This is a genomic window from Paenibacillus popilliae ATCC 14706, assembly GCF_000315235.1.
In the GTDB taxonomy this organism is placed as follows: Bacteria; Bacillota; Bacilli; order Paenibacillales; family Paenibacillaceae; genus Paenibacillus_B; species Paenibacillus_B popilliae.
Window position 1 is genome coordinate 31,693 of the sequence record NZ_BALG01000161.1, and the last position, 23,881, is coordinate 55,573.

A 23,881-nucleotide genomic window follows, 5' to 3' on the forward strand; every position below is an offset into this window, starting at 1 on the left:
GTTCAACTTCCTCCCATTTCTCCGAATTGATACATGATACAGGCACAGGCCGCTATGCCCGCCGTCTCTGTCCGCAAAATGCGGCGACCGAGACTGACACAGACCGCGCCGGCCGCCGTGGCCGCTTCCACCTCACGCAGCGAAAACCCGCCTTCCGGTCCGATTACGACCAGAATGCGGGCTGCCTCCCGGCCGCGCTGCACTTCGCGGAAAGGTTCCAGCACGTCGCGGAGCTGCGTTCCCTGCTCGTCCTCATAACAGATCAGCACGAGATCATAGGCCACGATCCGCCCGGTCAGCTTTGCCCAGACCGCAGGCGCCGCAATCGTGGGAACGCGGTTGCGATGAGACTGCTCCGCCGCTTCCTTCGCAATCTTTGCCCAGCGTTCCAGCCGCTTGGCTTCCTTCTTCGCGTCATACTGCACGACCGTGCGTTCCGACAGGAACGGGAGGAATCCCGTCGCTCCCAACTCTGTGCATTTCTGTATTATCAGTTCCATCTTGTCGCCCTTCGGCAGACTCTGGGCGATGGTCACCTCGACTGCGGGTTCCCGATCGGCAGCGACCAGCTCCTCCAGCCGGGCGATGGCCGTCTCGCCGTCGCCGCTCTCGAACACGGCCACGGCCTCACGGCCGGCGCCGTCGTTCACCAGAAAAGTAAAGCCCGGCTTGGCCCGCATCACATTGACGATATGATGCGCATCCGCGCCGGTAATCCGTATGTGCTGCTCCCCGAACGCTTCGGGGCTGACAAAGTATTTTTGCATCGTAATCAACATTCCTCATCATACACGTTTTGCGCGCAACGCGCTAGATTGGCAGTAATATTTCCAGAAAGTCCACGGCTGCAGGACGGTATTCTACAAGCTTTCTACATGCCGACCAGATAAGCGGCGGACCGCGAGAAGGAAAATACGATCGGCTCGATCAGCTCGAACAGCGGCGTAATCGTCTTGGCCCGCAGCGGCGGAATAAATACGAGCATCAAGAAAATAAGAATCGACCATTGCTCGAACTGCTGCAAGCGCAGACGCAGGTTCCGCGGCGCCAGATCCTCGACGATACGGTACCCGTCCAGCGGCGGCAGCGGAATGAGATTGAACAGAAACAGCAGCACGTTATAAGTAATGAAATATTCCAAAAAGATGGAGATGGCCAAATGGATACGATCCGGAGATTCCAACTGTACAAAGCCAAACTTAAGGCCGAGTTGAATGACGATTGTCCCGATAAAGGCCAGCAGCAAGTTGCTGATCGGTCCGGCAGCCGATACTACGATTCCCATCAGCCGCGGATACTTGAAGTTATCCCGGTTCACCGGCACCGGTCTCGCCCAGCCGAAGCCGGCGATAACGAAGAACAGCAAGCCGAGGAAGTCAATATGCTTCGCCGGATTCAGACTGACGCGGCCAAGCATCTTCGCGGTCGGATCCCCGAATTTCCAGGCAAAATAGGCATGCGAAAATTCATGAATTGTAAAGGCAATCAGCAGTACCGACACGAGAAACGGCAGCATCTCCCAATCGACGGCGAAAAAATTATCCAAAAAATCCATCCATATATTACCTCCCCTTCTTCTAAATACAAATTTAATAAGGCCGGTTTTCAGTTTCTTTTTTTACATTGGTTTTTTGGCGACAAAAGCGACCCAATCCTCCTCGCGATGCTTCGCATCGATCAGGAAGCCGTGGCGGATCAGCTCCCGTTCTACCGCTTCTTCCTTGTTCTTGTAAATACCTGAGGCAATGTATATTCCGCCTGGCTGCAGCGCGGCGAACACATCCTCAACGAACAGCAGAATCACCTCGGCCAAAATGTTGGCGACCACGATCTGAACGGGAAGCGTTACGCCAAGCGACGGCGCTTCGTCCGTTCCGCTCGCCTTCAGTATGTACAGGAGATCTCCTTCCCGTACCGTAACAACATCATTAAGCCCGTTCATCGCCACATTCTCCCGAGCGCTCTTGATCGCTACCGGGTCCAGGTCGATGGCGAGCACATGCCGGGCGTCGAGCTTGCACGCCCCGATCGCCAGGATGCCGGAGCCAGTTCCGACATCGATGATATCTTCCCCGCCCTGAATAACGCCTTCCAGCGCCTGGAGACAGAGCGTCGTCGTAGGATGGGTTCCGGTGCCGAAGGCCATGCCGGGATCGAGCTCGATTACCTTCTCCTCCGCCGTCGGCGTATAAGGCTCCCATGACGGCTTGATCGTCAGCTTGCTTGTGATGCGCGCCGGCTTGAAATATTGCTTCCAGGCATCCGCCCAATCGTCTTCATGAACGGAGCGCCAGGACATGGCGGCCTCGCCCGGATCGATTCCAAACGTTCGGAGCTCGCGCATGCGACCGGCCAACTCGCCTTCGATCACCGCCAGATCCGCCCCTTCCGCGAAGTAGCCTTGAATCTTCGCCTCGCCTTCGGGAATATCGTTCAGCGGGGCGATATACAGTTCGCCATAGGTCGTATCCCGCTCCTTGTTCAGCGTCCCGGATTCCTCGATCGATACGCCTCCCGCTCCCGCCTCATGCAGGAAGTTGGAGATCATCTCGACCGCTTCTTCTCGAGTATGTATCGTTAATTCATGCCAGTGCACGATGGTGTCCCCCCTATAAATGAGATTAGTACCGACAAATTTGACGGAGATCCCCCGTACGATTCATAACCGCCCGCACATTCTATTTATTGTACACAAAAATAAAACTCCACACAACGAGCGGTCAACCCCGCTCGCCGTAGGAGTTCTGTTTCCTTATAAGAGGGTGCCCTCGTAATCGCGCATCACGGCATATGCCTGATCAAGCACGGCATGGTTCACATCGGCCGATACGATATAACTGTCTTCCTGAGGAACGACTTGAATGGCATGCGCCCGCAGGGCGTTCAGCTTGCGCCCGCAAGCATCAGCCTTCGATTCATCCTGGAATTTCGCTTCAATGTGTCTCATGGACGTTCCGCCCGTTCATCCGCTTGTCTGGCGCGCTCTAGCGCCACCAGATCGTCGGCGTCCGCCTGCTCGATCGAAAATTCCACATCTTCGTTCTTGCCGACGGGCGTACTTGTCTTGCCGACGACGAGATCTGCCTGCTCCTCGAAGGCATTGAGATGGTTCTTCCTGCTGCTGTCCCGGTAATTGGTCATTGCCCTTCCTCCTATACCTTATCATTTCATAGACGGTCATCTATAATATGAGTAGGAAGTGGGGACTTTATTCGATAGTCCAGATGAAGCCGCTTCCCTGTCCGCCTTCATGAACAGGAGGTGCGGATCATCTACAACACCAAACCAACGACGTACTTTCACAGCAGAGTTTAAAATGGCAAATGGTGCAACTTTACGAAAACGGAAAACCCCGAGCAGACATTGTGGAGGAGTATAACCTTGTACCTCTGTCAATAGGGTAGACACAAAGAATCGAGAAAACGATACAGCATATCGGTACATACGTTCGCACTCATTGGGCGTAAGGTACCCAATAGCGGAATGGATTCGTTTTCCATTGTAGAAGCAGGTGATGTATTTAAAAATGCGTTTCTTGGCATGCTTGCGTGTTTCGAACTTCTCCAAATATACAAGTTCTTTTTGTAGGTGTGCAACCGCGCCTGGTAATCGTGGGAAGCATACTGGCTGCCGCGATCCGAGTGGTGCAGTACCTCTCCGCGCGGTCGCTGCTGGCTGTAGGCGCGGTCTAGAGCCGTTAATACCAGCTTTTTGGTCATCCACTCATCCATATGAAAACCAACGATTTTACGGCTGTACAGATATTCTTCAGATCGTTGAGCACGCTCAGCCAGAACTTGGCGGATTCGTTCTCTCCGATCCACATGCCAAGAACGTCTTTATTGCCGTCCAGATCGATGCCAATGACTATATAAGCCGCTTTGTTCACGATGGCGCTGTCCTGCTTCACTTTGAAGTGGATTGCATCCAGGAACACGACAGCGTAAACGGTTTGCAACGGGCGATTCTGCCACCTCCTTAATGAGTGGAACGATCGTTTGTCACGTTCGAGATCATCGTTGGCGAGACATCGATGCCATACAACGGATGCAGGTGATCTTGAATCTCTCGCGTGCTGACACCCTTGGCGTAGAGCGCGATAATTTGATCCTCGATGCCCGTTACGTTGGATTGATGCTTTTGGATAACCACCGGATCGAACTCGCCCTGACGGTCTCTGGGAACCGCAATCTTCTGCTCGCCATACTCGCTTGTGATTGTCTTCTTACTTTTCCCATTGCGGCTATTGCTCGTCCGCTTGTTCTGCACGTCATGCTTCTTGTAGCCCAGAGGGGTGTCCATCTCGGCCTCGAGCATTTCCTGCAACGTTTCTGCGAACAAGTCCTTTAAGGCATTCTGTGCATCCTGAGCGGTAACCAGGTTATTCTCTTTGATAAACGCTCGCAATTGCTCTTTCGTCCACAGTCCCATGTGTTCTCCACAACCTTTCTTTTACTTCCATTTTAGTAGGTTTTGGAGTTTACACCATCTATTTTACAGACCCTCCACTATCGAAATCTAGCCCTTAAAAAAGTTGTTTGATTTACTGTTGACAATCCAATATAGATGCCTTCCTAACTGGATTACAATTAAAAGGGGCATCGTCCCATTTTTTAATGAGATCAATGCCCTTTCTTTCACTATATGTAGTGATTACAATTTTAAAGCAACATTCACATACTCCATTTTTCTATCGTGGACCTAAAAACCTATCTCCGTTTAGGTGAAACATGTGATCAGGGTTATCAGCAACCCAAATTTCTGTTTCCCATGCAATTTGGTCGATGAATTTTTTAAATCCATGTTCACTACTCATATCAAGGAAGGTGGTTACGTAAATGATTCCACAATCACATTTTTCTAACATGTCCTGAATTTCATTCATTCTTTTTACCGAAACGGGTCCAACACTTGTGACTGATTCAATGAAATACAACCAATTCTTATCTTCTCGATATAAAACAACATCTGGGAGCTTATCATGATCAGTAATGCGGACACCAAGTTCCTGTAATTTTTCTCTATTTTTAATCAAGTCTTTCTTCTCCGTGTCCCCAACATATAAAACTTCACTTCCAGGGGCAAAGCGAGGAGCAAAATCTTCTATAATAGCCTTTTGCAACATATTATGTTTCCCAGGACTAAAATGAAAATCTTGTCCGTTTACCTTTACAGGTATCATAGTCATTTCACGAATTTGCGTATATTTCTCCATTAAGGTTTCATGACTTTCTAACCACTCTTCCAGTTTTTCTTCCCATTCGTTATTTTCATAAGATCTAATCAAATCTAAAACTTCATCAGTCAAACGATAAGAATATTTAGGACTATTAGTTGCTCTTTCTTCATCAGTATTGTTGTTTAGGCATTCCTAATGCCTTTAATATTTCTTTTGCTTCATCTAATTTCCCCATGTTTCATACTCCCCTTACACAGCGGCAGCTTGGTTATCTTCGACTAAAAAATACTTTAATATAATAGTATCACACGTCTCCGTGGAAAGACCATCCATTCGCAACAATTGATCCCCAATACACTTAACATCTTGTAGAGAGGGAAGTGGAATGGCATTGACCTCTGTCGCATTAACCTGCGTACTTCCATTGAGAATCCGATAATAACTATCGATAAAAGTACTATTCATTAACGCAAATAGTCCGTACATTTCCTCTTTTGTTATTTCTCCTTTGAGCTTTGCCACATAATTCAAGTGATTCTCGATTCCAATCAAGGGAGAAGTAATAGCCTCAGAGAAATACAACGAACATTGAACTCTTCTTCTTTCTTCTTTACTTGTGAATCGTTTGACAAGAATATAATCTTTGTTATCCAATAAAAGACTTTTACTCTCTTCTGTATTAACAATATATTGAGGATTTTTAGAGTCTATACAAGGAAAATTTATACGAAGATTAGTGAAATGATTTGCCCATAAAAGTGGGACTGAATTTTTTCCTGATTCTTCACTTAGTAACTCCGTCGCTCTAAAATCCACAACAGGTCCAGTCTTCAACTTAAACCCTAAACTTAGAAGGTTGTATTTCCAATTCTTCATTGTATTTAGCAGATTAATTTCTTCTTTTGTTGTTGGAATCATAATAAACATGTTATCTGAATCTGCTTCAACCATGGTACCATAGGGTACTTCATGGACGATATTCTCTTTAAAGTGCATATTCTTACTGGAAGACACCATAATTGTATCAACTTTATTTTTAGTTTTTAAAGCCTTCAAGATGACTGCTTCTTGCAAAATATCATCTCCATAAAATATATCATCTCTTGAATTAAACAAATGGAGATTTGTCAATCGAACATTATTGAAGAACCATTGACGGAACCTTTTAAAATAAGCTCCCGAAGTAAAACTTCGTGGCGTAATAAAAATTAATTGCCCATCTTTTTTTAATAACTTTGCTGACATTGCCATGAAAAGAAAATAGATATTAGGTTGTCCATAAACCACTGTATCCATTACTGCAGATTCTTGTTCTGCTTTTGCTATTTTCTTATACGGAGGATTGGATATAATTACATCATAAAGAGTATCTTCATCTTTCTTTTCGATGTTGTTCCAATAATCAGCGTTACTTAATATGAAATTCTCTTGAATGATCGCATAGGTAAACTGTTTCCCTCTCTGTTCTAAAATTGTACGAATAAACTCAATATTCTCTACCAAGATTGGTAATACATCTTCATTGTTTTCGTATAGGTCAATATGCACCTGAACAATATTATTGTTTTCACATATTTTTTCGCATAAAGCACCCGTAAGAATACCTGTCCCTGCACCAGCATCAAAAATTTTTATACTCGATCGATTGTATACCATTAAACTTGCCATATAGTTTGCAATGGATGGTGGGGTAAAAAATTGTCCGATTTTTTTTCTAAAGTTCTTAGGGACACTTTTTCCGTACGAAATGGTCTAATTCTAACACAGAAACACGCAGTACATAATAATCGGTACTGAAACGTAGTAACTGGAATGGAAAAAGAAACTGAAGTGGTTAGAATTGAAGACCTAGAATATTCTTTTTACATAATCAGAAAAGGGTTAGGAAACCCTAACCCTCTCTGGATGATCCAAAATTGGGAATCTACATCTTATTGCCATGACCTATGCAGTCCAAGGTAAGCGTTGGTAAATACTGGGTTTTGGTGTAGCCCAAAGAAGCATCAAATCATGCTCCGGCCAAAATAATTTAATAAAACTTGCAAATTGCTGCACTTGTGTGCCTCAATCAATAGAGATTCGCTAAATGCCCTTGTGGTTTTTCCGCGAACCTGACAACGAGTGTGTAAGAGGCCACGAGCCATTTTGCAGTTCAACATCACTCGTTTTTTCTTTGTTCAGTTCAAAGAGCTTTTGTTCAGATTGACAAGAATCCGTGTCGTGTGCTCGTCTTCCTTCAAACGCATGGCAACGACAGCAGCACCCAGAACGTATCGTTGTGTGGTCAGTCACCCTTCTCGTTGGCGGAACTGTTACCGCTCTGAGCCTCCGTGCTGCTCCTGAATTTTCAGCTGCTGCGTTGCGAACTCCCGATACATGGAATGGCTCTCCAGCAATTGTTCATGCGTACCGCATCCTGTCAACTTGCCTTTGTCGATGAATAGAATCTGATCCGCATCTACGACAGTAGACAGCCGGTGGGCAATCACAAGCGTCGTCCGTCCCTTCATTAGATTGTTCAGCGCCTTCTGAACGACAATCTCGGACTTGCTGTCCAAGCTCGACGTCGCCTCATCCAGCATCAGGACGTGCGGATTACGAAGTAGCGCCCGCGCGATGGCAATCCGTTGGCGCTGGCCGCCTGACAGCTTCATGCCCCGTTCGCCCACTTCCGTCTTGTATCCGTCGGACAGTTCTTCAATGAACCCTTCCGCATAAGCCATGGCGGCGGCTCGCTTCAACTCCTCGTCTGTTACATCCCGATCCATCCCATAACAAATATTATCGCGAATTGTTCCGTCAATCAGCGGGCTCTCTTGCGACACATAACCGATCAGAGAGCGCCAAGAATGCAGCGTGATTTCATTGATTTCTTCATTCCCCAGCTTGATGGCGCCGGTAGTTGGCAGGTAGAATCGCTCCAGAAGCGAGAACAGCGTCGTCTTCCCGCTCCCGCTTGGTCCAACAATAGCCGTTACCTTGCCCGGACTGATCGTGAAGCTGACATCCTCAAGTACAGGCTTTCCTTCGCCATAGGAAAAGTACACATGCTCGGCATGAATCGGCATATTCGCTTGCCCGGCCTCTTTCCCATGCACATGATCTTCTTCCGGCTCCTGTAAAATCGCAGCCATATGATCAGTTGCTCCAATCGCTTTTTGAAGCTGGGTGAAGAACATGGACAACTGGCTCATTGGCAACACAATCTGAATCAAGTATAGAATAAAGGCGACCAGTTCTCCCGCAGTCAGCGCCCCTGATGAGACGCGCATGCCGCCATAGCCAACAATGACGACAAGCAGCACCATCAGCACGAACGACATAATTGGGGAGATCATCGCCTGTATGGCGCCTTCCTTCATGCCGAACCGAAGCAGATTGTTAATCGCCTTGCGCCCATTCTCATACTCTCTTGCTTCCGCATTGGATGCTTTCACCAAGCGAATTTCCGCCAGCACTTGACTTAACATAGCCGTGAAGGAAGCTGTCTCATTTTGCAGTCCTTTGGAAATGTTGAACATTTGCTTGCCGAGCGGGAACAGCACCAAGGCGGCGAGCGGAATGATGACGAGCATAATCACCGTCATTTGCCAATCGAGATACAACAATACGATGAACGAGCCGATGACGGAGATGATGCCAGTGAATAAACTTGACAGATGATCCGTAATGAACCCTTTCACAATTCCCGTATCATTCGTGATGCGGCTGACGGTCTCGCCCGTCTTGTTCCGGTCATAGTATGACACCGGCAGCACCAGCATCTTTTTCCACAGCCGATCACGCAAGCCGGCAACCACGCGCTGTCCGACAAGATTGAGCAAATAGATGGACAAGCCGGCGGCCACGGTCTGGGTGATCAACGCGATAGCCAATCCCGCAATTTGCAGCGTATTCAACTGCAACGTTGAGAAGTTGTCGACCATCCCCTTCGTGAATAGCGGAATAACGAGCGATACGGCAGCCCCGCCGATGCTCATCAGCAAAGCGACGAATAACATAGCCTTGGGTGGCTTGGTCTCATTAATGAGCTTCAGAAATTGACGCCAATTGCCTATCGTGCCTTTCGTCTGTTCGATTTCATTCTCCATAACAACGACTCCTCGTATCGTATTTCCTGAAGGCAGTTTTGAGTCTTATTCCAGTGCTTTACAGGAATATAGAATGCCTTCAAAATTTTCAGTCTGCACAGTGTAATTCATTTTGCATGAGGGTGAAGCCCTTCAGCAACTGAAATATACCAAGGTGTTCACCATTCATCCGAAGCTGATTGACAAAACCGATTCATGTGCTTTTACCTTGTTGAAGCTGCCAACTCGGTAAAAAACCATGACCCGAATATTCGGGGAGTACTATCGGAAAAAATACAATGATGTCCCTAAGAAAATAATCCTCTTGGGTCGTTATCAAGGGAAAGAATATATTAGACTGCATGCTTGGCTTGAATTAGAAGGCGCTATATATATCTATCGGACAGTAGACACAATTTTTTGACTTCAAAGTACCGTAGATTATAGTCAAAATCCCTAGCTAGACAGAATGGATTCGTTTATTTCTATAGAGGAAGGAGTTTCAAGCGTGAAACTGGGTACCACGATTTCGATGAAAAAGCGCGTCCAAAAATAAAATAAGACCACAACAATCGCATAGAGTGTTCTCTATGCGCCGTTGTGGTCTTGATCCGTATCTCACACCCATGTAATGAACTAATACTCGTATGATAAATGATATGGACCATTTGATCAAGTAGGCCTGAGGTCTAGTCTCCCCGGAACGCCCGCTTCATTCGGTCGAAGAACGATTCCTCGTGCCCGCCGTTCGTTTGCTCACCGCCGCTGGCCGCGAACTGTCGAAGTATCTCTTTCTGTTCGTCATTCAGTTTCGTCGGCGTCACGATAACAACCTTGACATGCTGATCGCCTTGCCCGTGGCCCCGCAGTCGCGGAACGCCTTTGCCGCGCAGTCGGAAGAAGGTCCCTGTCTGCGTGCCGGCCGGAATTTTGAGCTTGACTCTATCGGTCAGCGTCGGAATCTCAATCTCGTCGCCGAGCGCCGCCTGAGCGAATGTGAGCGGCACCTCGCAGTAGATATCGTCGGCATCGCGTTCGAAAAATTCATGCGGCTTCACGCGGATGACAATGTACAAGTCGCCGTTCGGACCGCCGCGCGATCCGCTCTCGCCTTCTCCGCTCATGCGCAGTTGGGCTCCATCGTCTACTCCTGCCGGAATGCGTACATGAATGACGCGCTGCTTCTTCACGCTTCCGCTGCCATGGCAGGTGCCGCATTTCTCGCGAATGATTTTGCCCTTGCCTTGACATACCGTGCAAGGACGCCGATTGACCATGCGGCCGAACGCCGTATTTTGCACGACCTCCTGCTGTCCCGTTCCATGGCAGGTCGAGCAGGTATCCGGCTTCGTACCAGGCTTCGCCCCGGTCCCGAAGCAGGTGTCGCACTGCTCGGTCCGCGGAATCGTAATATCCGTCTCTTTGCCGAAGACGGCTTCCTTGAATTCAATCTGCATCGTATACTGCAGATCACTGCCTCGCTGTGGCGCATTCGGATCGCGGGTGCGTCCTCCGCCGCCGAAGAACATATCGAATATGTCGCCGAATCCGCCGAAATCCCCGGAGAACCCGCCTCCGCCCATGCCTTGATTCGGATCTACATGCCCGTACTGGTCATACATCGCCCGCTTCTGATCGTCCCCAAGCACATCGAACGCTTCCTTGACTTCCTTGAACTTCTCTTCCGCGTCCGCTGCCTTGTTCACGTCAGGGTGATATTGACGCGCAAGCTTCCGGTAGGCTTTTTTGATTTCGTCGTCGCTAGCCCCTTTGCTTACGCCGAGCACTTCATAATAATCTCGCTTTTGCGCCACTCTTCCACCCCCATTGCAACTTAAAAGCCCGGTATCCCGCATCCGTTCCGCTGCAACCGGCAGAACGGGCCGCGTTGCCGGACAAGTGCCGCATGGCCTACACGCCATGCCGTTCTGCAGTCTTCATCGTAAACAGGCAAAGCCAAAGCCGGGTGAAACCCGGCTTTGACCCTGTTCATCCGCGCTTATTTCTTGTCTTCGTCCACGACTTCGTAATCGGCATCGACTACATTATCCTTTTGGGCCGCGCCGTCATTCGCTTGCTCTTGACCAGCCTGCTGCGCTTGCGCCGCCTGCTCATACAGCTTCACGGATAATTGCTGCACGACTTCAGACAGCTTGTCGGTCGCCGCTTTGATCTCGTCGATATTGTCGCTTTCGAGCGCCTTCTTCACATTTTCCTTGGCTTCGTTCGCCTTGTCGATCTCGGCTTGGTCAACCTTGTCGCCCAGATCCTTCAACGTTTTCTCTGTCGAATATACCAATTGGTCGGCGTTGTTCTTCACTTCGACCATTTCTTTGCGCTGCTTGTCTTCTTCTGCGTGCAATTCCGCTTCCTTCATCATGCGGTCGATTTCATCGTCGTTCAAGCCGCTGGAGGACGTGATCGTAATGTTCTGCATCTTGCCGGTTCCTTTGTCCTTCGCAGATACTTTGACGATCCCGTTCGCGTCGATATCGAACGTAACTTCGATCTGCGGCACGCCGCGCGGCGCTGGAGGAATGTCTCCCAACATGAAGCGTCCCAGCGTCTTGTTATCCGCCGCCATCGAACGCTCCCCTTGTAGGACATGAATCTCGACGCTCGTCTGATTGTCCGCATACGTCGAGAAGGTCTGCGACTTGTCCGTCGGGATCGTCGTATTGCGCTCGATCATCTTCGTAAATACGCCGCCCGCTGTCTCAATACCAAGGGAGAGCGGAGTGACGTCGAGCAGAACGACGTCCTTCACATCGCCGGTCAGTACGCCCGCCTGCACGGCTGCGCCCCGAGCGACGACCTCATCCGGATTCACGCCTTTATGCGGCTCTTTGCCGATCAGTTTTTTGATCGCTTCCTGAACGGCTGGAATCCGGATCGATCCGCCGACGAGTACGACTTTGTCGATATCGGATGGAGTCATGCCCGCATCCTGCAGCGCTTGGCGCGTCGGGCCGAGCGTACGCTCAACCAGATGCGCGGATAGTTCCTCGAACTTGGCGCGCGTCAGGTTCAGCTCCAAGTGCTGAGGCACGCCGTCGACGACCGTGATGAACGGCAGGCTGATCATCGTCGTCAATACGCCGGACAGCTCTTTTTTCGCTTTTTCCGCCGCATCCTTTAGACGCTGCACAGCCGCTTTGTCTTTGCTCAGATCAATACCTTGCTCTTTTTTGAACTCCGCTACCAAGTAGTCGATAATCACTTGGTCGAAGTCGTCTCCGCCCAACTGGTTATCACCGCTCGTCGCTTTCACTTCGAAGAAGCCGTCGCCCAATTCGAGGATTGACACGTCGAATGTGCCTCCGCCCAAGTCGTAGACGAGAATGGTATGGTCGGTTTCTTTGTCTGCGCCGTAGGCAAGCGCGGCCGCTGTCGGCTCGTTCACGATGCGGAGCACATCCAAACCTGCGATCTTGCCGGCATCCTTCGTCGCCTGGCGCTGGGAATCGTTGAAGTACGCCGGCACGGTAATAACCGCTTGCGTTACCGTTTGGCCCAAATAAGCCTCTGCGTCGGACTTGAGCTTCTGCAGAATTATGGCAGAGATTTCTTGCGGCGTGAAGGATTTGTCGTCGATCGTCGTCTTATATGCCGTGCCCATATGACGTTTAATCGAGCTGATCGTGCGATCCGGGTTCGTAATCGCCTGGCGCTTGGCCGTATCTCCGACGATGCGCTCGCCGTCTTTTTTGAAGCCGACAACCGAAGCGGTTGTGCGGGTGCCTTCCGGATTCGGAATGACGACGGCTTCGCCGCCCTCCATTACCGCAACACAAGAGTTTGTTGTTCCCAAGTCAATACCGATAACTTTACTCATTGCAATGTAACCTCCTCAACTGGCTCTCAATCTATATTCATATTAACTAAGCGGATAGCATGTGAACGATCTTTTAGCCGCTTACCTTGACCATGGCCGGGCGAAGCACCCGCTCGTTGAGCATATAGCCCTTTTGGACTTCTTCCACGACGATGCCTTCCTCTTGCTCTTCCGACTCCACCTGCATAATCGCCTGATGGAATTCCGGGTTGAACGGCTCGCCGACGGCGTTCATCGCCTTCACGCCTTCCTGCTCTAGCACCTGCATGAATTGGCGGAAGATCATGTCCACTCCTTTGACGAACGATTGCTCCTCGCTGCCCGTCTGCACTGCTACCAAGGCGCGCTCGAAGTTGTCGAGCACCGGAAGCAACTCGGTCACCAGCTTGGAAGATGCGTACTGAGCCAGTTCTTCCTTCTCCTTCACCGTACGGCGGCGGAAATTATCGAAATCCGCCTGGGCACGCTGCAGGCGCTGCTGAAGCTCCTCCGCTTGCGCATGGGCCTCCTTCAGCTCTGCCGACTCGCCCTGTACTTCCTCCGCTGCCTTGCCTTCTGCTTCGGTTATCTCTCCGGCCACCTGGTTATGTTCAACGTCGTCTATCTCTACAGCCTCCGAGTCCACCTGATCGTTCCTCTCGATCTTCTCTTCTTGTTCTGGGTTCAATCCTTGCACCTCCCTAAATGTAGTCAAGCTTTCTATTTTCCTGCTCCGGGAAGCCGGAGCCTTATGCTTCCGGCTTCATCTTAATAACCGTGTGAATCCGCAGCACGGCGGCGGCCACTTCTCCGGCGGTACGCAGCGCATGGAGCTTCACGGCGACCGGGTCGACGATGCCGGCCTCGACATAATCAAGCAGCGCTCCGCTGTCACAGTCAATGCCGATGGCATCGGATGCAGAAGCGGTCTGCGCCGCCCGCGCTTCCTCCAGCTTCTCCAGTGGGTTGAAGCCGGCGTTGAGCACAATCTGGGCCATCGGCTTGCGCAGCGCCTGCGCTACTGCGACCACACCGAAGGCTTCCATGCCGCGGACAGTCTCCCTGTAGCGCTCCAGCATATAGGAGAGCGCCAGCTCCGTCGTGCCGCCGCCCGGCAGGACGCCGCTCTGGATCGCGGCTTGCAGCGCTGCGGCGGCATCCTGGGCGATGCGCGCCCGCTCGCCCACAACCTCGCGCGTGCTCGCGCCCACGATGAGCGTCACCTGCGCACGGTACATTCCCGCCGGCTCCGGCGGGAATGTAGAGTTGAGCGCCGTCTGCGGGGCATACAGCCGCACGCGCTCCAGGCGCTCATCGTAGCGCACGCAGGCGGTGCGGCCGAGCAGCGGCTCCAGCACCGCCGACGCCTTAGCCAGGGCGGCGCGCTTCAACGGCTTGCCGCCCGTTAGGCGGCAGACGCGCATAATATCTTCGCGGCTGACTCGCTGCACGACCATCATATCATGGTCGAGGCAAAATTGTTCCGCTTCCGGATGAAGGCCTCGCTCCAGCACGAGGAAGCCGACCCCCAGCTCGTGAAGACGCTGTAGCCGCTCCATGAAGGCGGAGCGGTGAGCCATATACTGCTGAAAGCCGGCTTCGGTCGTAAGCAGTTGCTCGTCGAGCGTGTCCGGTTCGAGTGCATCCTGCAGGATAAGGACGCGGCACCCGGTCCGGTCCGTCAGCCAATCCCGCTGCAGCGGCTTCTGCTTCAGGAGCACGCCGTGGAACCATTCATTGCTCGCCTTCTCGTGCGCGACAATCTGCTCCGCGAGCCGATAGGCAGGATTCTCCAGTTGCTCCCAACCTGTCGCCTGTCCCGCCTCCAGCACTAGGCGGACGATGTCGGTCTGCTCCCGGCCCGCGATATGTACCGCGTGGCGCAGCTTCGGGTCATCCCAGCCGTCGAGCCGAAGTGCGCGTTCCGCCAGCCGGTCGGCCGCGACGCGGATGCCCTCCAGCATCCCGGTCACGACCTTCGCCGCGGGTACTCCTCTCGTCACCTGGGCCACGCCTTCCTGCACCAGCGCACCGGCCAATAACGTCGCCGTCGTCGTACCGTCGCCGACCTCGCTCTGCTGGGCGCGCGCCACCTGAATGAGCAGCCGGGCCGCCGGATGGCTCACATCCATTTTCTCCAAAATGGTAACGCCGTCATTGGTAATGACGACGTCGCCATTCGCGCCGACCAGCATGACGTCCAACCCCTTCGGGCCGAGCGTGCCCTCGATAGCCGAGCTGAGCGCCCGGACGGCATTGGCATTATTCAGGAGCGTCGCATAGCGATCATCGGTATCCTGTACTTGTCCTTGAGTCACAAGCCGCCCCCTCCCGATTATTTATACCATTGATGCATGAATACCGCCATTTGGCTGGACAGATGGTTCATCAGTGTGATGACCTTCGCATACTCCATTCGGGTCGGCCCCAGGATGCCGACCGTACCCAGCGTCTGACCGTCGACCGAATAAGTTGCGGTAATCATGCTGCAGTTCGTAATCGCGACATGCGCATTCTCTTGGCCGATGCGGACCTGGATGCCGGAAGGGGCGGAGCCCATGACCTTGATCAAGGCCGGCGTCTCCTCGAGCAGCCCCCAGATCGTCTTGATCTTGTCGACATCCTGGAATTCAGGCTGGGTCAGCATGTTCGTCGCCCCGCTCAAATAGATTTGCCGATGGTCGTTATTGTCGGCCAAAATGCTTTCTGCGAGCGCCATCAGCTCCTGGACATGCGACACATATTGGCTCATTTCCTGTCCAATCTCGTTATACAGTTGCGCACGCAGCTTATATAGAGGAACCCCAACAAGCTTAGAGTTCAGCAGGTTGACCACGGTCTCCAGCTCAGAAGCGGAGACGCCCTCCGGCAGCGTGACGGTCTTGTTCTCAACATAGCCCGTGCTCGTCACGACAATCGCGACTGCCGTATTCTCATTCAGCGGCAGCAGTTGAAAATGACGAAGCGAGGCGTCGAAAACTTCCGGCCCCAGCGCGATTGACGTATAATTGGTCAAATGAGATAAAATCGATGCCGTATGCTGCATAATCTCTTCCATCGCTGTTATCTTTTCCGCGAAGACGGATTTCAACCGCGTGACGTCTTCGCTGGACAGGCGATCAAGACGAACGAGATGATCGACATAATAACGGTACCCTTTATGAGATGGGATGCGCCCTGCTGACGTATGCGGCTGCTCCAGATAACCGAGCTCTTCCAGATCGGCCATCTCGTTGCGAATCGTAGCCGGGCTGAAATTCACGTTGCCCCGCTTCGATATACTACGAGATCCGACTGGCTCCGCAGAACGGATATAATCATCTATGATGGCATTCAAAATCATACGCTGGCGTTCCGTCAACATGCGCTCCCTCCTTAGATGTAGCTGGATATCCGTTAGCACTCATCATCGTCGAGTGCTAACCGCCACTACAAAAATACCAAACGGACAAGACAATTGTCAAGTCAGTTCGGTACATTGGGCGTACATTGATCTTTCTTCAAGTTCGCGGCTTGCTATTATTCCTCAAATGAACGGCTGCCCCTTTATGCGTTTGGTGCTGAAGCGCTAACCCTCGTTTTTGGCTGTCAAAGATAATGAAAACCGCCGCAGCCCGATTCAATCAAGCTGCGGCGGCCGCCAACGGATATTTGCCAATCGATCTTTCTTCGTTCCTTATTGCTTCGATCCTTGTTCCAGTGCACCGACAAAAGCGGCGAACACGTCATTGCCGAACAACAGGCCCTGATCTGTCAGCCGATAGCCCGCTTCCGTCGGCTTCAGCAGCCCCTTCTTCAGCAGCCGCTGAATCGGCTGAGCGAATACTTGGTCAAGCAGCGCGCCGTCAAATTGCTCCGCGAAGCGCTCGCTGCTTACCCCTTCCAGCATCCGCAGGCCAACCATCATGAAATCTTCCATCGCTTCCGCTTCCTTGACCCGGAATGAATCCAGCCGCGGCAAGCCTTGCTTGCAGGCGTCATTATACGGAGTGACGCCCTTGATGTTCAGATAACGCTGCCGGCCGACATATCCATGCGCACCGGCGCCGAGGCCATAATAGTCCTCATTGCGCCAATAGGTCGTATTATGCCGGCTCGCGTAGCCTGGCCGCGCGAAGTTGCTGATCTCGTACTGCTCATAGCCGGCCGTCTTCATTCGTTCCATAATGAGCATATACATGTCCAGTTCCGCTTCCTCGCTCGGAAGCGGCAACTCATTGCGTTGGTACATCGCATGGAACAGCGTGTTCTGTTCCACCTTCAGGCTATAAATGGACAGATGAGGGAGAGCGAGCTCCAGTGCCTTCTCGACGCTATGCTCGACCATCTCGACCGTCTGGTTCGGCAGGCCGAACATCAGGTCGATGGACATATTGGCGAAGCCAGCCCGCTTCGCGTTGTCGATGCTGCGGTACACATCATCCGTATTATGGATACGGCCGATGCCGGTCAGCAGCTCATTGTTGAAGGACTGCACCCCGAAGCTGATCCGGTTCACGCCGCCCTCCCGCATGACCTCCAGCTTGTCCGTACCGGTTGTGCCGGGATTGGCTTCCATCGTGAACTCGATATCCGGACTCCACTGCGGAAAGGCGCGCCGCACCGAGGCCAGAAAATACTCCATCTGCTCCGGCGTCAATACGGTCGGCGTTCCTCCGCCGACGAATATCGAATCAATCACACCGGGGAGATGCTGCTGAACGGCATGTTCCATTTCTTGCTCCATCGCTCTCAAGTAGCCCATCACCGGCTGTCCCTTCAACACGTAGGAATTGAAGTCACAGTAATAACATTTATTCGTGCAGAACGGAATATGGATATAAACCGCGCGCGGAGCGCGAACCTTCTCTGGTTGATCTCGAAGTTGTGGCTCGGCAATATGTGCCATGATATCCTCCTAATTCATCCCATCACTGGCATTAGTACAGACTTGGGAAATCCGATCTTGATCTCGCTGCCGAACCCCAAGCAGTACGACAAAGGTATCATATTCTAGCCATTCGCACAACGCAGGCTGCTCTACAGCTTCAGCACCATCCCGTTCGGTAGCGTCTCATTTACAGCTACAGTATGGGTCCGTGTTGTTCCATCCGCAAAGGCAAGTAAAATTATTAGCTTGACGCTATTTTTGTGTAATATTGCTCGCTTAAAGGTTGGTCGGTGCTGTCGGTTCTTCCAAATCCACCACATCTACGTCAGAAGCTTTTACAAACCCAAATCGATGATTAAAGTGAATTCGATAATATTCGTCATTACCCAATATCATCGTATTGACTCCATACGGCGACTCCGAAAAGACTTTTGCAATATACGAATCCGCTTTCATCTTCTCAACAGCTACATAAAATTGACCTTCCGAAATCTTATATTGTAATGGGTTAATTTTATCTGGAGTAATATCTTTTGGATAAGCGCTCATTTCCGGGTAAGCAGCCCCGTAAACATCAATTTCCTTTTTCCCCTTTTTCGGCGTAATTATCGTCCCTTTTGTATTTATCGTATATTGATTTTGTGGATTATAAAACCAAGCCTTCTTGCCCGCAAACCAAATCGCATTCCAGTCTCCTTCTTGTTCTGCTAGATAAAAGCTGGTTCCTGTCAAAAGTTTGTCTCCCCAATGGCAGGCTGTTTGCGTACCGAGCCCTAAAGCTGGATCAGGAAAAAGCGGCGATTCAAAAGTTGGTTGTTCGTAAAGGTAAACAAAGTTGGCCGGTTGAACCGTCGGATCTGCGTCACTAATGGTTTGGTTATTCGTTTTGAAATCAAGTTTAATTGTAACAATATTGCCACTATTATTATTAGAAATTGCAGTCGATCCCACCAATTCCATATAATGATCCCAATCCCAAAATGGACCTGGATCCCAATGCATTCCTGTTTGTCGGGATTGATTTACACCGGGTATTTCTTCATGTCCAAAGATATGAGCACGATCAAGCGGGATATTATATTTTTCTGCTAAATAACGAACTAGCTTGGCAGAAGCTCGATACATCGGCTCGCTATACCAGGTTGCTCCTTCTAATGCATGCCCTTCATGCTCTATACCTATAGAATGCATACCAAAATACCAATTCCCTGCGTGCCATGGCACATCTTTAGTATCAACCATTTGCGTAATATCACCATCGGATGAACGGATCACATAATGTGCAGATACACCAGAAGCAGGATTAGCAAACCATTCTATTGTCCCATCATAGGAGCCTTCTGCATCATGGATGACAATATAACGAATGTCAGGACCAAATATAGGACGATCTGCGACATCATAATTACCATAGTTTGAAGGATTTTCACTTTTTTGTTGGTGAAATGCAGGAACAAAATGACAAGCAAGGTCACTAGGACAATCAGCAGCCTTATTTTGTCCATTGCTTTGCTGAGTACGTTTGAAAGTGTTGAGGTTGGGCTTTACTTCCTTAGGAGGTAAGTACATTCGTTCTCCCTCTAAGGTTGTACGCTCTTCCCCCTGATTAATAGATTGATAGACTCGATTCGCAAAATCTTCCGCATGAACTTCCTGATTAGAAGGGTAATATTTTGCAACCGCACCATACCAATCTGAATCATTTTCCGGTATCCCCCCTGTTGTTTCTTTCACATATTTTGCTAACAGCGCTGCTCCTCCCCTTATATTCTGATACACGCTTTTTTTTAATGTATCCGGTGATTCTTTCAATAAGTTAGCAGCTACTTCTAGCGGAGAAGTGTTATTCTCTTGATCGCTCTCTGCACGCATTACTCCGTTTATAGTTAATAAATGCATTGGGCCATATCCACCTGAAGTACTAGGCTCTCCGTTATGAGATTCCCACCTTGTCAGATTATAAGAAACGGAAAGCAAAATAGGCTCAGGTACGTTGAATTCTTTGGCAACTGTAGAAAATAGTTGTTGTAAAGTCATCTCATTTATGGATTGTTCCATGGTCATAGAGTCTCCCCTTGTGCCGGCAAACGCTACATCAGAAAGATAAACAAATTGACTGGTTCCCATCATTATAGAGATAATAGCTAAAAAAAGTTTTTTCTTCATAATAATTTGCTGTTTTTATCTATTTAGATTAGACAGATTATCAAGCTACGTGCGGCGACTTCTCCATAATAACAAGTTGTGCTGTTTCGTACTTCTTTGGGACGCTGGCCAATCGGTTGACCCACCAGAAGAAAGCACGGTTTTTAAGAGTTTCCGGCATTTTGCTTGTAATACAAAGATTGGAATCTACTCAGCAACCAAACGTCCTGCTTAAATTCAACGGTGGTTACCCATTTTATTTTATGCGATTCCAATCATGAGTGTTACTTTTTAACTCATTCTGTCATTACAAAACAGCCTTTACCCCTCCCCCATATCATCATTTTCAACATAACTTATTGTTGTGCCCCACAAAAAATGCTTCAGCTCATTGATAGAGTCGTGAATGCAATGTAGATAATCACAGTTACAAAGAAAGATCACCTCCAAATCTTTCCTCCACACTTTTGAATTATTTCATATTAGTAGAGATTTGTAAATGGAAATATATATCTGTTCGCTACAACACTTCTTGATTTTTTTTGTATGAACCACGGTTCGATAAAACAATCATGACTTCCGCGAGCTGAAGATCAACGATAATGGTTGTACGGCTGGATGAAGAAGTACGCGCGGAGGAGCCGGAAATCTCCGCCGCGCAGGTGTTCAAGTCGGGGGAGCACCAGAGATGTGGGAAATGCAGAAGCGTATCCGGGAACGGCAGGAGGAACACGAGATCCTAAAAAAGGCGATGCACTCCTTCGCGAAAGACCGTCGGTAAAGTATTTGTCATCTACTACAAACGGCTCAACCGTCCGCCCAGTGACCGAAGCCGTCGCCTTCAGGAATGGACGAAGCAGATGAAAGACGTAATTCCCTCATACTTTTCGATGCACCCCATGTTAGTTTCACGCTAGTTTTCTGTACTATTGCTCGCTTGAGGGTTGGTAGGTGCTGTCGGTTCCTGCAGTTTTACCACATCTACGTCAGAAGCTTTTACAAACCCAAATCGATGATTTAGGTAAATTCGATAATATTCATCTTTACCCACTATTTCCGTATGGAATCCATACGGTGACTCCGTAAAGACTTTTGCATGATACCAATCTCCATTCATCTTCTCCACAGCTACATAGAATTGACCTTCCGAAATCTTATATTGTAATGGGGCAACTTCCGGTGGCGTAATATTTTGTGGATAAGCGCTATTTTCCGGGAAAGCAGCACCGTAAACATCAATTTCCTTTTTCCCCTTTTTCGGCGTAATTATCGTCCCTTTTGTATTTATGGTATATTGATTTTGTGGATTATAAAACCAAGCCTTCTTGCCCGCAAACCAAATCGCATTCCAGTCTCCTTTTTGTTCTACTAGATAAAAGCTGGTTCCTGTCAAAAGTTTGTCTCCCCAATAGGAGCCTGTTTGATTGCCGATCCCTAGAGCTGGATCACGAAAAAGCGGCGCTTCAAAAGTTGGTTGTTCGTATAGGTAAACAAAGTTGGCCGGTTGAACCGTCGGATCCGCGTCACTAATGGTTTGCTTATTTGTTTTGAAATCAGGTTTAAGTGTAACAATCTTGCCTTTATTATCATGAGTAACAACAGTTGATCCCAACAATTCCATATAATGTTCCCAATCCCAATACGGACCTGGATCCCAATGCATTCCTGTTTGTCGGGATTCATTAATTCCGGGTATTTGTGCATGTCCAAAGATATGAGCACGATCAAGCGGGATATTATATTTTTCTGCTATATAACGAACAAGCTTTGCAGAAGACCGATACATCGGCTCGCTATACCAGGTTGCTCCTTCTAATGCATGCCCTTCATGCTCTATACCTATAGAATGCATGTTAAAATACCAATTCCCTGCGTGCCATGGCACATCTTTAGTATCAACCATTTGCGTAATATCACCATCGGTTGAACGGATAACATAATGTGCAGATACATAAGACGCAGGAGTAGCAAACCAATTTATTGCCTCATCATAGCTGCATTCTGTATCATGTATAATAATATAACGAATTTCAGGACCAAATGTAGGACGATCTGATACATCATAATTACCATAATTTGAAGGATCATCACTTAATTGTTGGTGAAATGCAGGAACAAAATGACAAGGAAGGTCACTTGGACAATCAGCAGTCTTATTTTGTCCATTCCTTTGCTGACTCCGTTTTAAAGTTTTAAGATTAGGCTTTACTTGCTTAGGAAATAAGTACACTCGTTCTCCCTCTGAAGTAGTGCGCTTTTCCCCCTCATTAATCGATTCATAAACTTGATTCGCAAAATCTTCCGCAAGAACTTCCTGATTTGAAGCGTAATATTTTGCAATCGCACCATACCAATCTGAATCATGTTCCGGTATGCCCCCTACGATTTCAGTCACATATTTTACTAAAAGCGCTGCTCCTCCCCTTATATTCTGATACACGTTCTCTTTTAATATATCCGGGGATAACCCCAATAAGTCAGCAGCTACTTTTAGCGTAGAGGTGGTGATCTCCTGATTTGTGTCTTCCTGCTGTCCTCCGGTTAGACTTATTAAATGCATTGGACCATATCCACCTGAAGTACTAGGCTTTCCATTATGGGATTCCCACCTTGTCATATGATATGAAACGGAAAGCAAAATATGCTCAGGTACGTTGAATTCTTTGGCAACCTTAGAAAATAGTTGTTGCAAAGTTATCTCATTTATGGATTGTTCCATGGTAATAGAGTCTCCTTTTGTACCGGCAAACGCTATGCCAGAAAAATGAACAAATTGACTGGTTCCCATCATTAGAGAAATAAGAGCTATACAAAGTTTTTTCTTCATCATATTTTGCTGTTTTGTACTTCTGTGGGGCGTCATTACAAAACAGCTTTTCCTCCTCCCCCATTTCATATCTTCAACATAACTTATTGTTGTACCCCACAAAAGCGCTTTGGCTGTTATTTTTCCGTAAAAATTATGATTCGTAACCTAGCGTACAACCCCAAATCAAGATAGGTAATTCCAAATTTTTCCTCCTTCCTTTCCGATTATTGCATAATCGTAGAGATTTGTAAATCAAATTTTATAGCTTTTCGCCACAACACTTCTCGATTTTTATACTCCCTATATTCTGGGCGTACATTTGCACAACAAGATGTAGTACATAATGATGGGAATCATCAGGAGATAACTGGGGATAAAAGCTGCGTACTGTATCCGTCCACGACTGTTGTTCAGTATGGAAACATTGCACTGTGGCTTAAACCAGCTCCAACTCCACTTTCATGTCGGAGTTGTGGCGAGAAGCCATGGATGTTTTAAGTGATCTATGCCGGTAAGGTTCTGCAACGCTAACTGTTTGGTTGATAACGAAAAATATTTGAGAAATATCGTCATGTTCTGTTGATTGGCTTCGTCTAATATAGATAAGCATCTGCACTCGCAGTAGACAAGCCGACAATGACTGGCTGTCTGTAACTTTTTTGATGCTTGGGGCAGGTATGATTGCTTGTTTCAACAAAAGGAGATGCTCCATGTCTTACTCTAGCGGGTGACACCACAGGGAGTTGACCACTTTAGGAAAACTCGTAACTCCTAACAAGTAAGCATAACGACATCAATGAATACTATCGGTTTGGATTGTCAACAGTAAATCAAACAACTTTTTTTGTACGAAAATGACACCTTGCACGAAGTAGCAGGATGTAGTTCTTTACACTGAAATAGAAGGGTTCTGTAAAATGGCACAAAAAAACACCCCCTACAAATTGATTAACTAATATATGGTACTTTAGGGTTTATCCAACATCTCCCAACT

The 23,881-nt window shown here is 48.9% G+C and carries 17 protein-coding genes and 4 pseudogenes; all 21 read right to left on the reverse strand.

The genetic code is table 11. From position 1 onward, the window contains the following. Window positions 1-2: 2 nt before the first annotated feature. Window positions 3-767: an RsmE family RNA methyltransferase gene (locus tag PPOP_RS11375; protein WP_006286503.1), complete on the reverse strand. Its 765-nt coding sequence runs from the start codon at window positions 765-767 to the stop codon at window positions 3-5. Between the two features lie 104 nt (window positions 768-871). Further along, entirely contained in the window at window positions 872-1,555 is a 684-nt protein-coding gene (locus tag PPOP_RS11380) for a site-2 protease family protein (protein WP_006286504.1), read from the reverse strand. A gap of 63 nt (window positions 1,556-1,618) precedes the next feature. Then, complete coding sequence (gene prmA / locus PPOP_RS11385; RefSeq protein WP_042228513.1) at window positions 1,619-2,596, reverse strand: 50S ribosomal protein L11 methyltransferase; 978 nt, start codon at window positions 2,594-2,596, stop codon at window positions 1,619-1,621. Between the two features lie 156 nt (window positions 2,597-2,752). Further along, the gene (locus PPOP_RS11390; protein ID WP_006286506.1) at window positions 2,753-2,947 is read right to left on the reverse strand and encodes a hypothetical protein; all 195 of its coding nucleotides are present in this window, start codon (window positions 2,945-2,947) and stop codon (window positions 2,753-2,755) included. Then, window positions 2,944-3,141, reverse strand: coding sequence for a YfhD family protein (locus tag PPOP_RS11395; RefSeq protein ID WP_006286507.1), 198 nt, complete (start codon window positions 3,139-3,141; stop codon window positions 2,944-2,946). Before PPOP_RS11395 ends, PPOP_RS11390 begins: the two co-directional genes overlap by 4 nt. 36 nt (window positions 3,142-3,177) lie before the next feature. Continuing rightward, window positions 3,178-3,579, reverse strand: a pseudogene (locus PPOP_RS25950) (IS3 family transposase); the annotation flags it as partial. 62 nt (window positions 3,580-3,641) lie between these two features. Continuing rightward, window positions 3,642-3,731: pseudogene (locus PPOP_RS25955) on the reverse strand (hypothetical protein); the annotation flags it as partial. A 32-nt stretch (window positions 3,732-3,763) separates the two neighbouring features. After that, window positions 3,764-4,431, reverse strand: a pseudogene (locus PPOP_RS25140) (IS256 family transposase); the annotation flags it as partial. A gap of 259 nt (window positions 4,432-4,690) precedes the next feature. Continuing rightward, on the reverse strand, window positions 4,691-5,215 hold the full coding sequence (locus tag PPOP_RS11410; RefSeq protein WP_306304722.1) for a BsuBI/PstI family type II restriction endonuclease: 525 nt from the start codon (window positions 5,213-5,215) through the stop codon (window positions 4,691-4,693). A gap of 9 nt (window positions 5,216-5,224) precedes the next feature. Then, window positions 5,225-5,347 (reverse strand): annotated as a pseudogene (locus tag PPOP_RS25145) (hypothetical protein); the annotation flags it as partial. Between the two features lie 81 nt (window positions 5,348-5,428). Then, complete coding sequence (locus PPOP_RS11415) at window positions 5,429-6,928, reverse strand: Eco57I restriction-modification methylase domain-containing protein (RefSeq protein ID WP_042228517.1); 1,500 nt, start codon at window positions 6,926-6,928, stop codon at window positions 5,429-5,431. Between the two features lie 563 nt (window positions 6,929-7,491). Next, the gene (locus PPOP_RS11420; protein WP_006286512.1) at window positions 7,492-9,270 is read right to left on the reverse strand and encodes an ABC transporter ATP-binding protein; all 1,779 of its coding nucleotides are present in this window, start codon (window positions 9,268-9,270) and stop codon (window positions 7,492-7,494) included. A 668-nt stretch (window positions 9,271-9,938) separates the two neighbouring features. Continuing rightward, window positions 9,939-11,063 (reverse strand): molecular chaperone DnaJ, encoded by a 1,125-nt coding sequence (dnaJ, locus tag PPOP_RS11425; protein WP_006286514.1) that lies wholly within the window; start codon window positions 11,061-11,063, stop codon window positions 9,939-9,941. Between the two features lie 185 nt (window positions 11,064-11,248). Further along, on the reverse strand, window positions 11,249-13,084 hold the full coding sequence (gene dnaK, locus PPOP_RS11430) for a molecular chaperone DnaK (RefSeq protein WP_006286515.1): 1,836 nt from the start codon (window positions 13,082-13,084) through the stop codon (window positions 11,249-11,251). Window positions 13,085-13,157: 73 nt separating this feature from the next. After that, complete coding sequence (gene grpE / locus PPOP_RS11435; RefSeq protein WP_006286516.1) at window positions 13,158-13,751, reverse strand: nucleotide exchange factor GrpE; 594 nt, start codon at window positions 13,749-13,751, stop codon at window positions 13,158-13,160. A gap of 61 nt (window positions 13,752-13,812) precedes the next feature. Further along, window positions 13,813-15,381, reverse strand: coding sequence for a TCP-1/cpn60 chaperonin family protein (locus tag PPOP_RS11440; protein ID WP_006286517.1), 1,569 nt, complete (start codon window positions 15,379-15,381; stop codon window positions 13,813-13,815). A 17-nt stretch (window positions 15,382-15,398) separates the two neighbouring features. Then, window positions 15,399-16,427, reverse strand: coding sequence for a heat-inducible transcriptional repressor HrcA (gene hrcA / locus PPOP_RS11445; protein WP_006286518.1), 1,029 nt, complete (start codon window positions 16,425-16,427; stop codon window positions 15,399-15,401). A 312-nt stretch (window positions 16,428-16,739) separates the two neighbouring features. Next, window positions 16,740-17,951 carry a radical SAM family heme chaperone HemW gene (hemW, locus tag PPOP_RS11450; RefSeq protein ID WP_006286519.1) on the reverse strand — a complete coding sequence of 404 codons (1,212 nt, stop codon included), beginning with the start codon at window positions 17,949-17,951 and terminating at the stop codon, window positions 16,740-16,742. Window positions 17,952-18,209: 258 nt separating this feature from the next. Next, complete coding sequence (locus PPOP_RS11455) at window positions 18,210-20,099, reverse strand: N-acetylmuramoyl-L-alanine amidase (protein ID WP_234399799.1); 1,890 nt, start codon at window positions 20,097-20,099, stop codon at window positions 18,210-18,212. Window positions 20,100-20,991: 892 nt separating this feature from the next. Next, a complete protein-coding gene (locus PPOP_RS11465; RefSeq protein WP_234399801.1) occupies window positions 20,992-22,941 on the reverse strand; it encodes a peptidoglycan recognition protein family protein in 1,950 nt (649 codons plus the stop codon). A 382-nt stretch (window positions 22,942-23,323) separates the two neighbouring features. Further along, entirely contained in the window at window positions 23,324-23,584 is a 261-nt protein-coding gene (locus PPOP_RS21975) for a hypothetical protein (RefSeq protein ID WP_148277923.1), read from the reverse strand. Window positions 23,585-23,881: the final 297 nt, after the last annotated feature.

Excerpts from the sequence above, each read along its gene's own strand:
- PPOP_RS11420 (WP_006286512.1), bottom strand. The coding sequence starts at position 9,270 with ATGGAGAATGAAATCGAACAGACGAAAGGCACGATAGGCAATTGGCGT.
- dnaK (WP_006286515.1), bottom strand. The coding sequence starts at position 13,084 with ATGAGTAAAGTTATCGGTATTGACTTGGGAACAACAAACTCTTGTGTT.
- PPOP_RS11465 (WP_234399801.1), bottom strand. The coding sequence starts at position 22,941 with ATGACGCCCCACAGAAGTACAAAACAGCAAAATATGATGAAGAAAAAA.
- PPOP_RS11390 (WP_006286506.1), bottom strand. The coding sequence starts at position 2,947 with ATGAGACACATTGAAGCGAAATTCCAGGATGAATCGAAGGCTGATGCT.
- PPOP_RS11375 (WP_006286503.1), bottom strand. The coding sequence starts at position 767 with ATGCAAAAATACTTTGTCAGCCCCGAAGCGTTCGGGGAGCAGCACATA.
- PPOP_RS11410 (WP_306304722.1), bottom strand. The coding sequence starts at position 5,215 with ATGGAGAAATATACGCAAATTCGTGAAATGACTATGATACCTGTAAAG.
- hrcA (WP_006286518.1), bottom strand. The coding sequence starts at position 16,427 with ATGTTGACGGAACGCCAGCGTATGATTTTGAATGCCATCATAGATGAT.
- PPOP_RS11395 (WP_006286507.1), bottom strand. The coding sequence starts at position 3,141 with ATGACCAATTACCGGGACAGCAGCAGGAAGAACCATCTCAATGCCTTC.
- PPOP_RS11380 (WP_006286504.1), bottom strand. The coding sequence starts at position 1,555 with ATGGATTTTTTGGATAATTTTTTCGCCGTCGATTGGGAGATGCTGCCG.
- hemW (WP_006286519.1), bottom strand. The coding sequence starts at position 17,951 with ATGGCACATATTGCCGAGCCACAACTTCGAGATCAACCAGAGAAGGTT.
- PPOP_RS11455 (WP_234399799.1), bottom strand. The coding sequence starts at position 20,099 with ATGAAGAAAAAACTTTTTTTAGCTATTATCTCTATAATGATGGGAACC.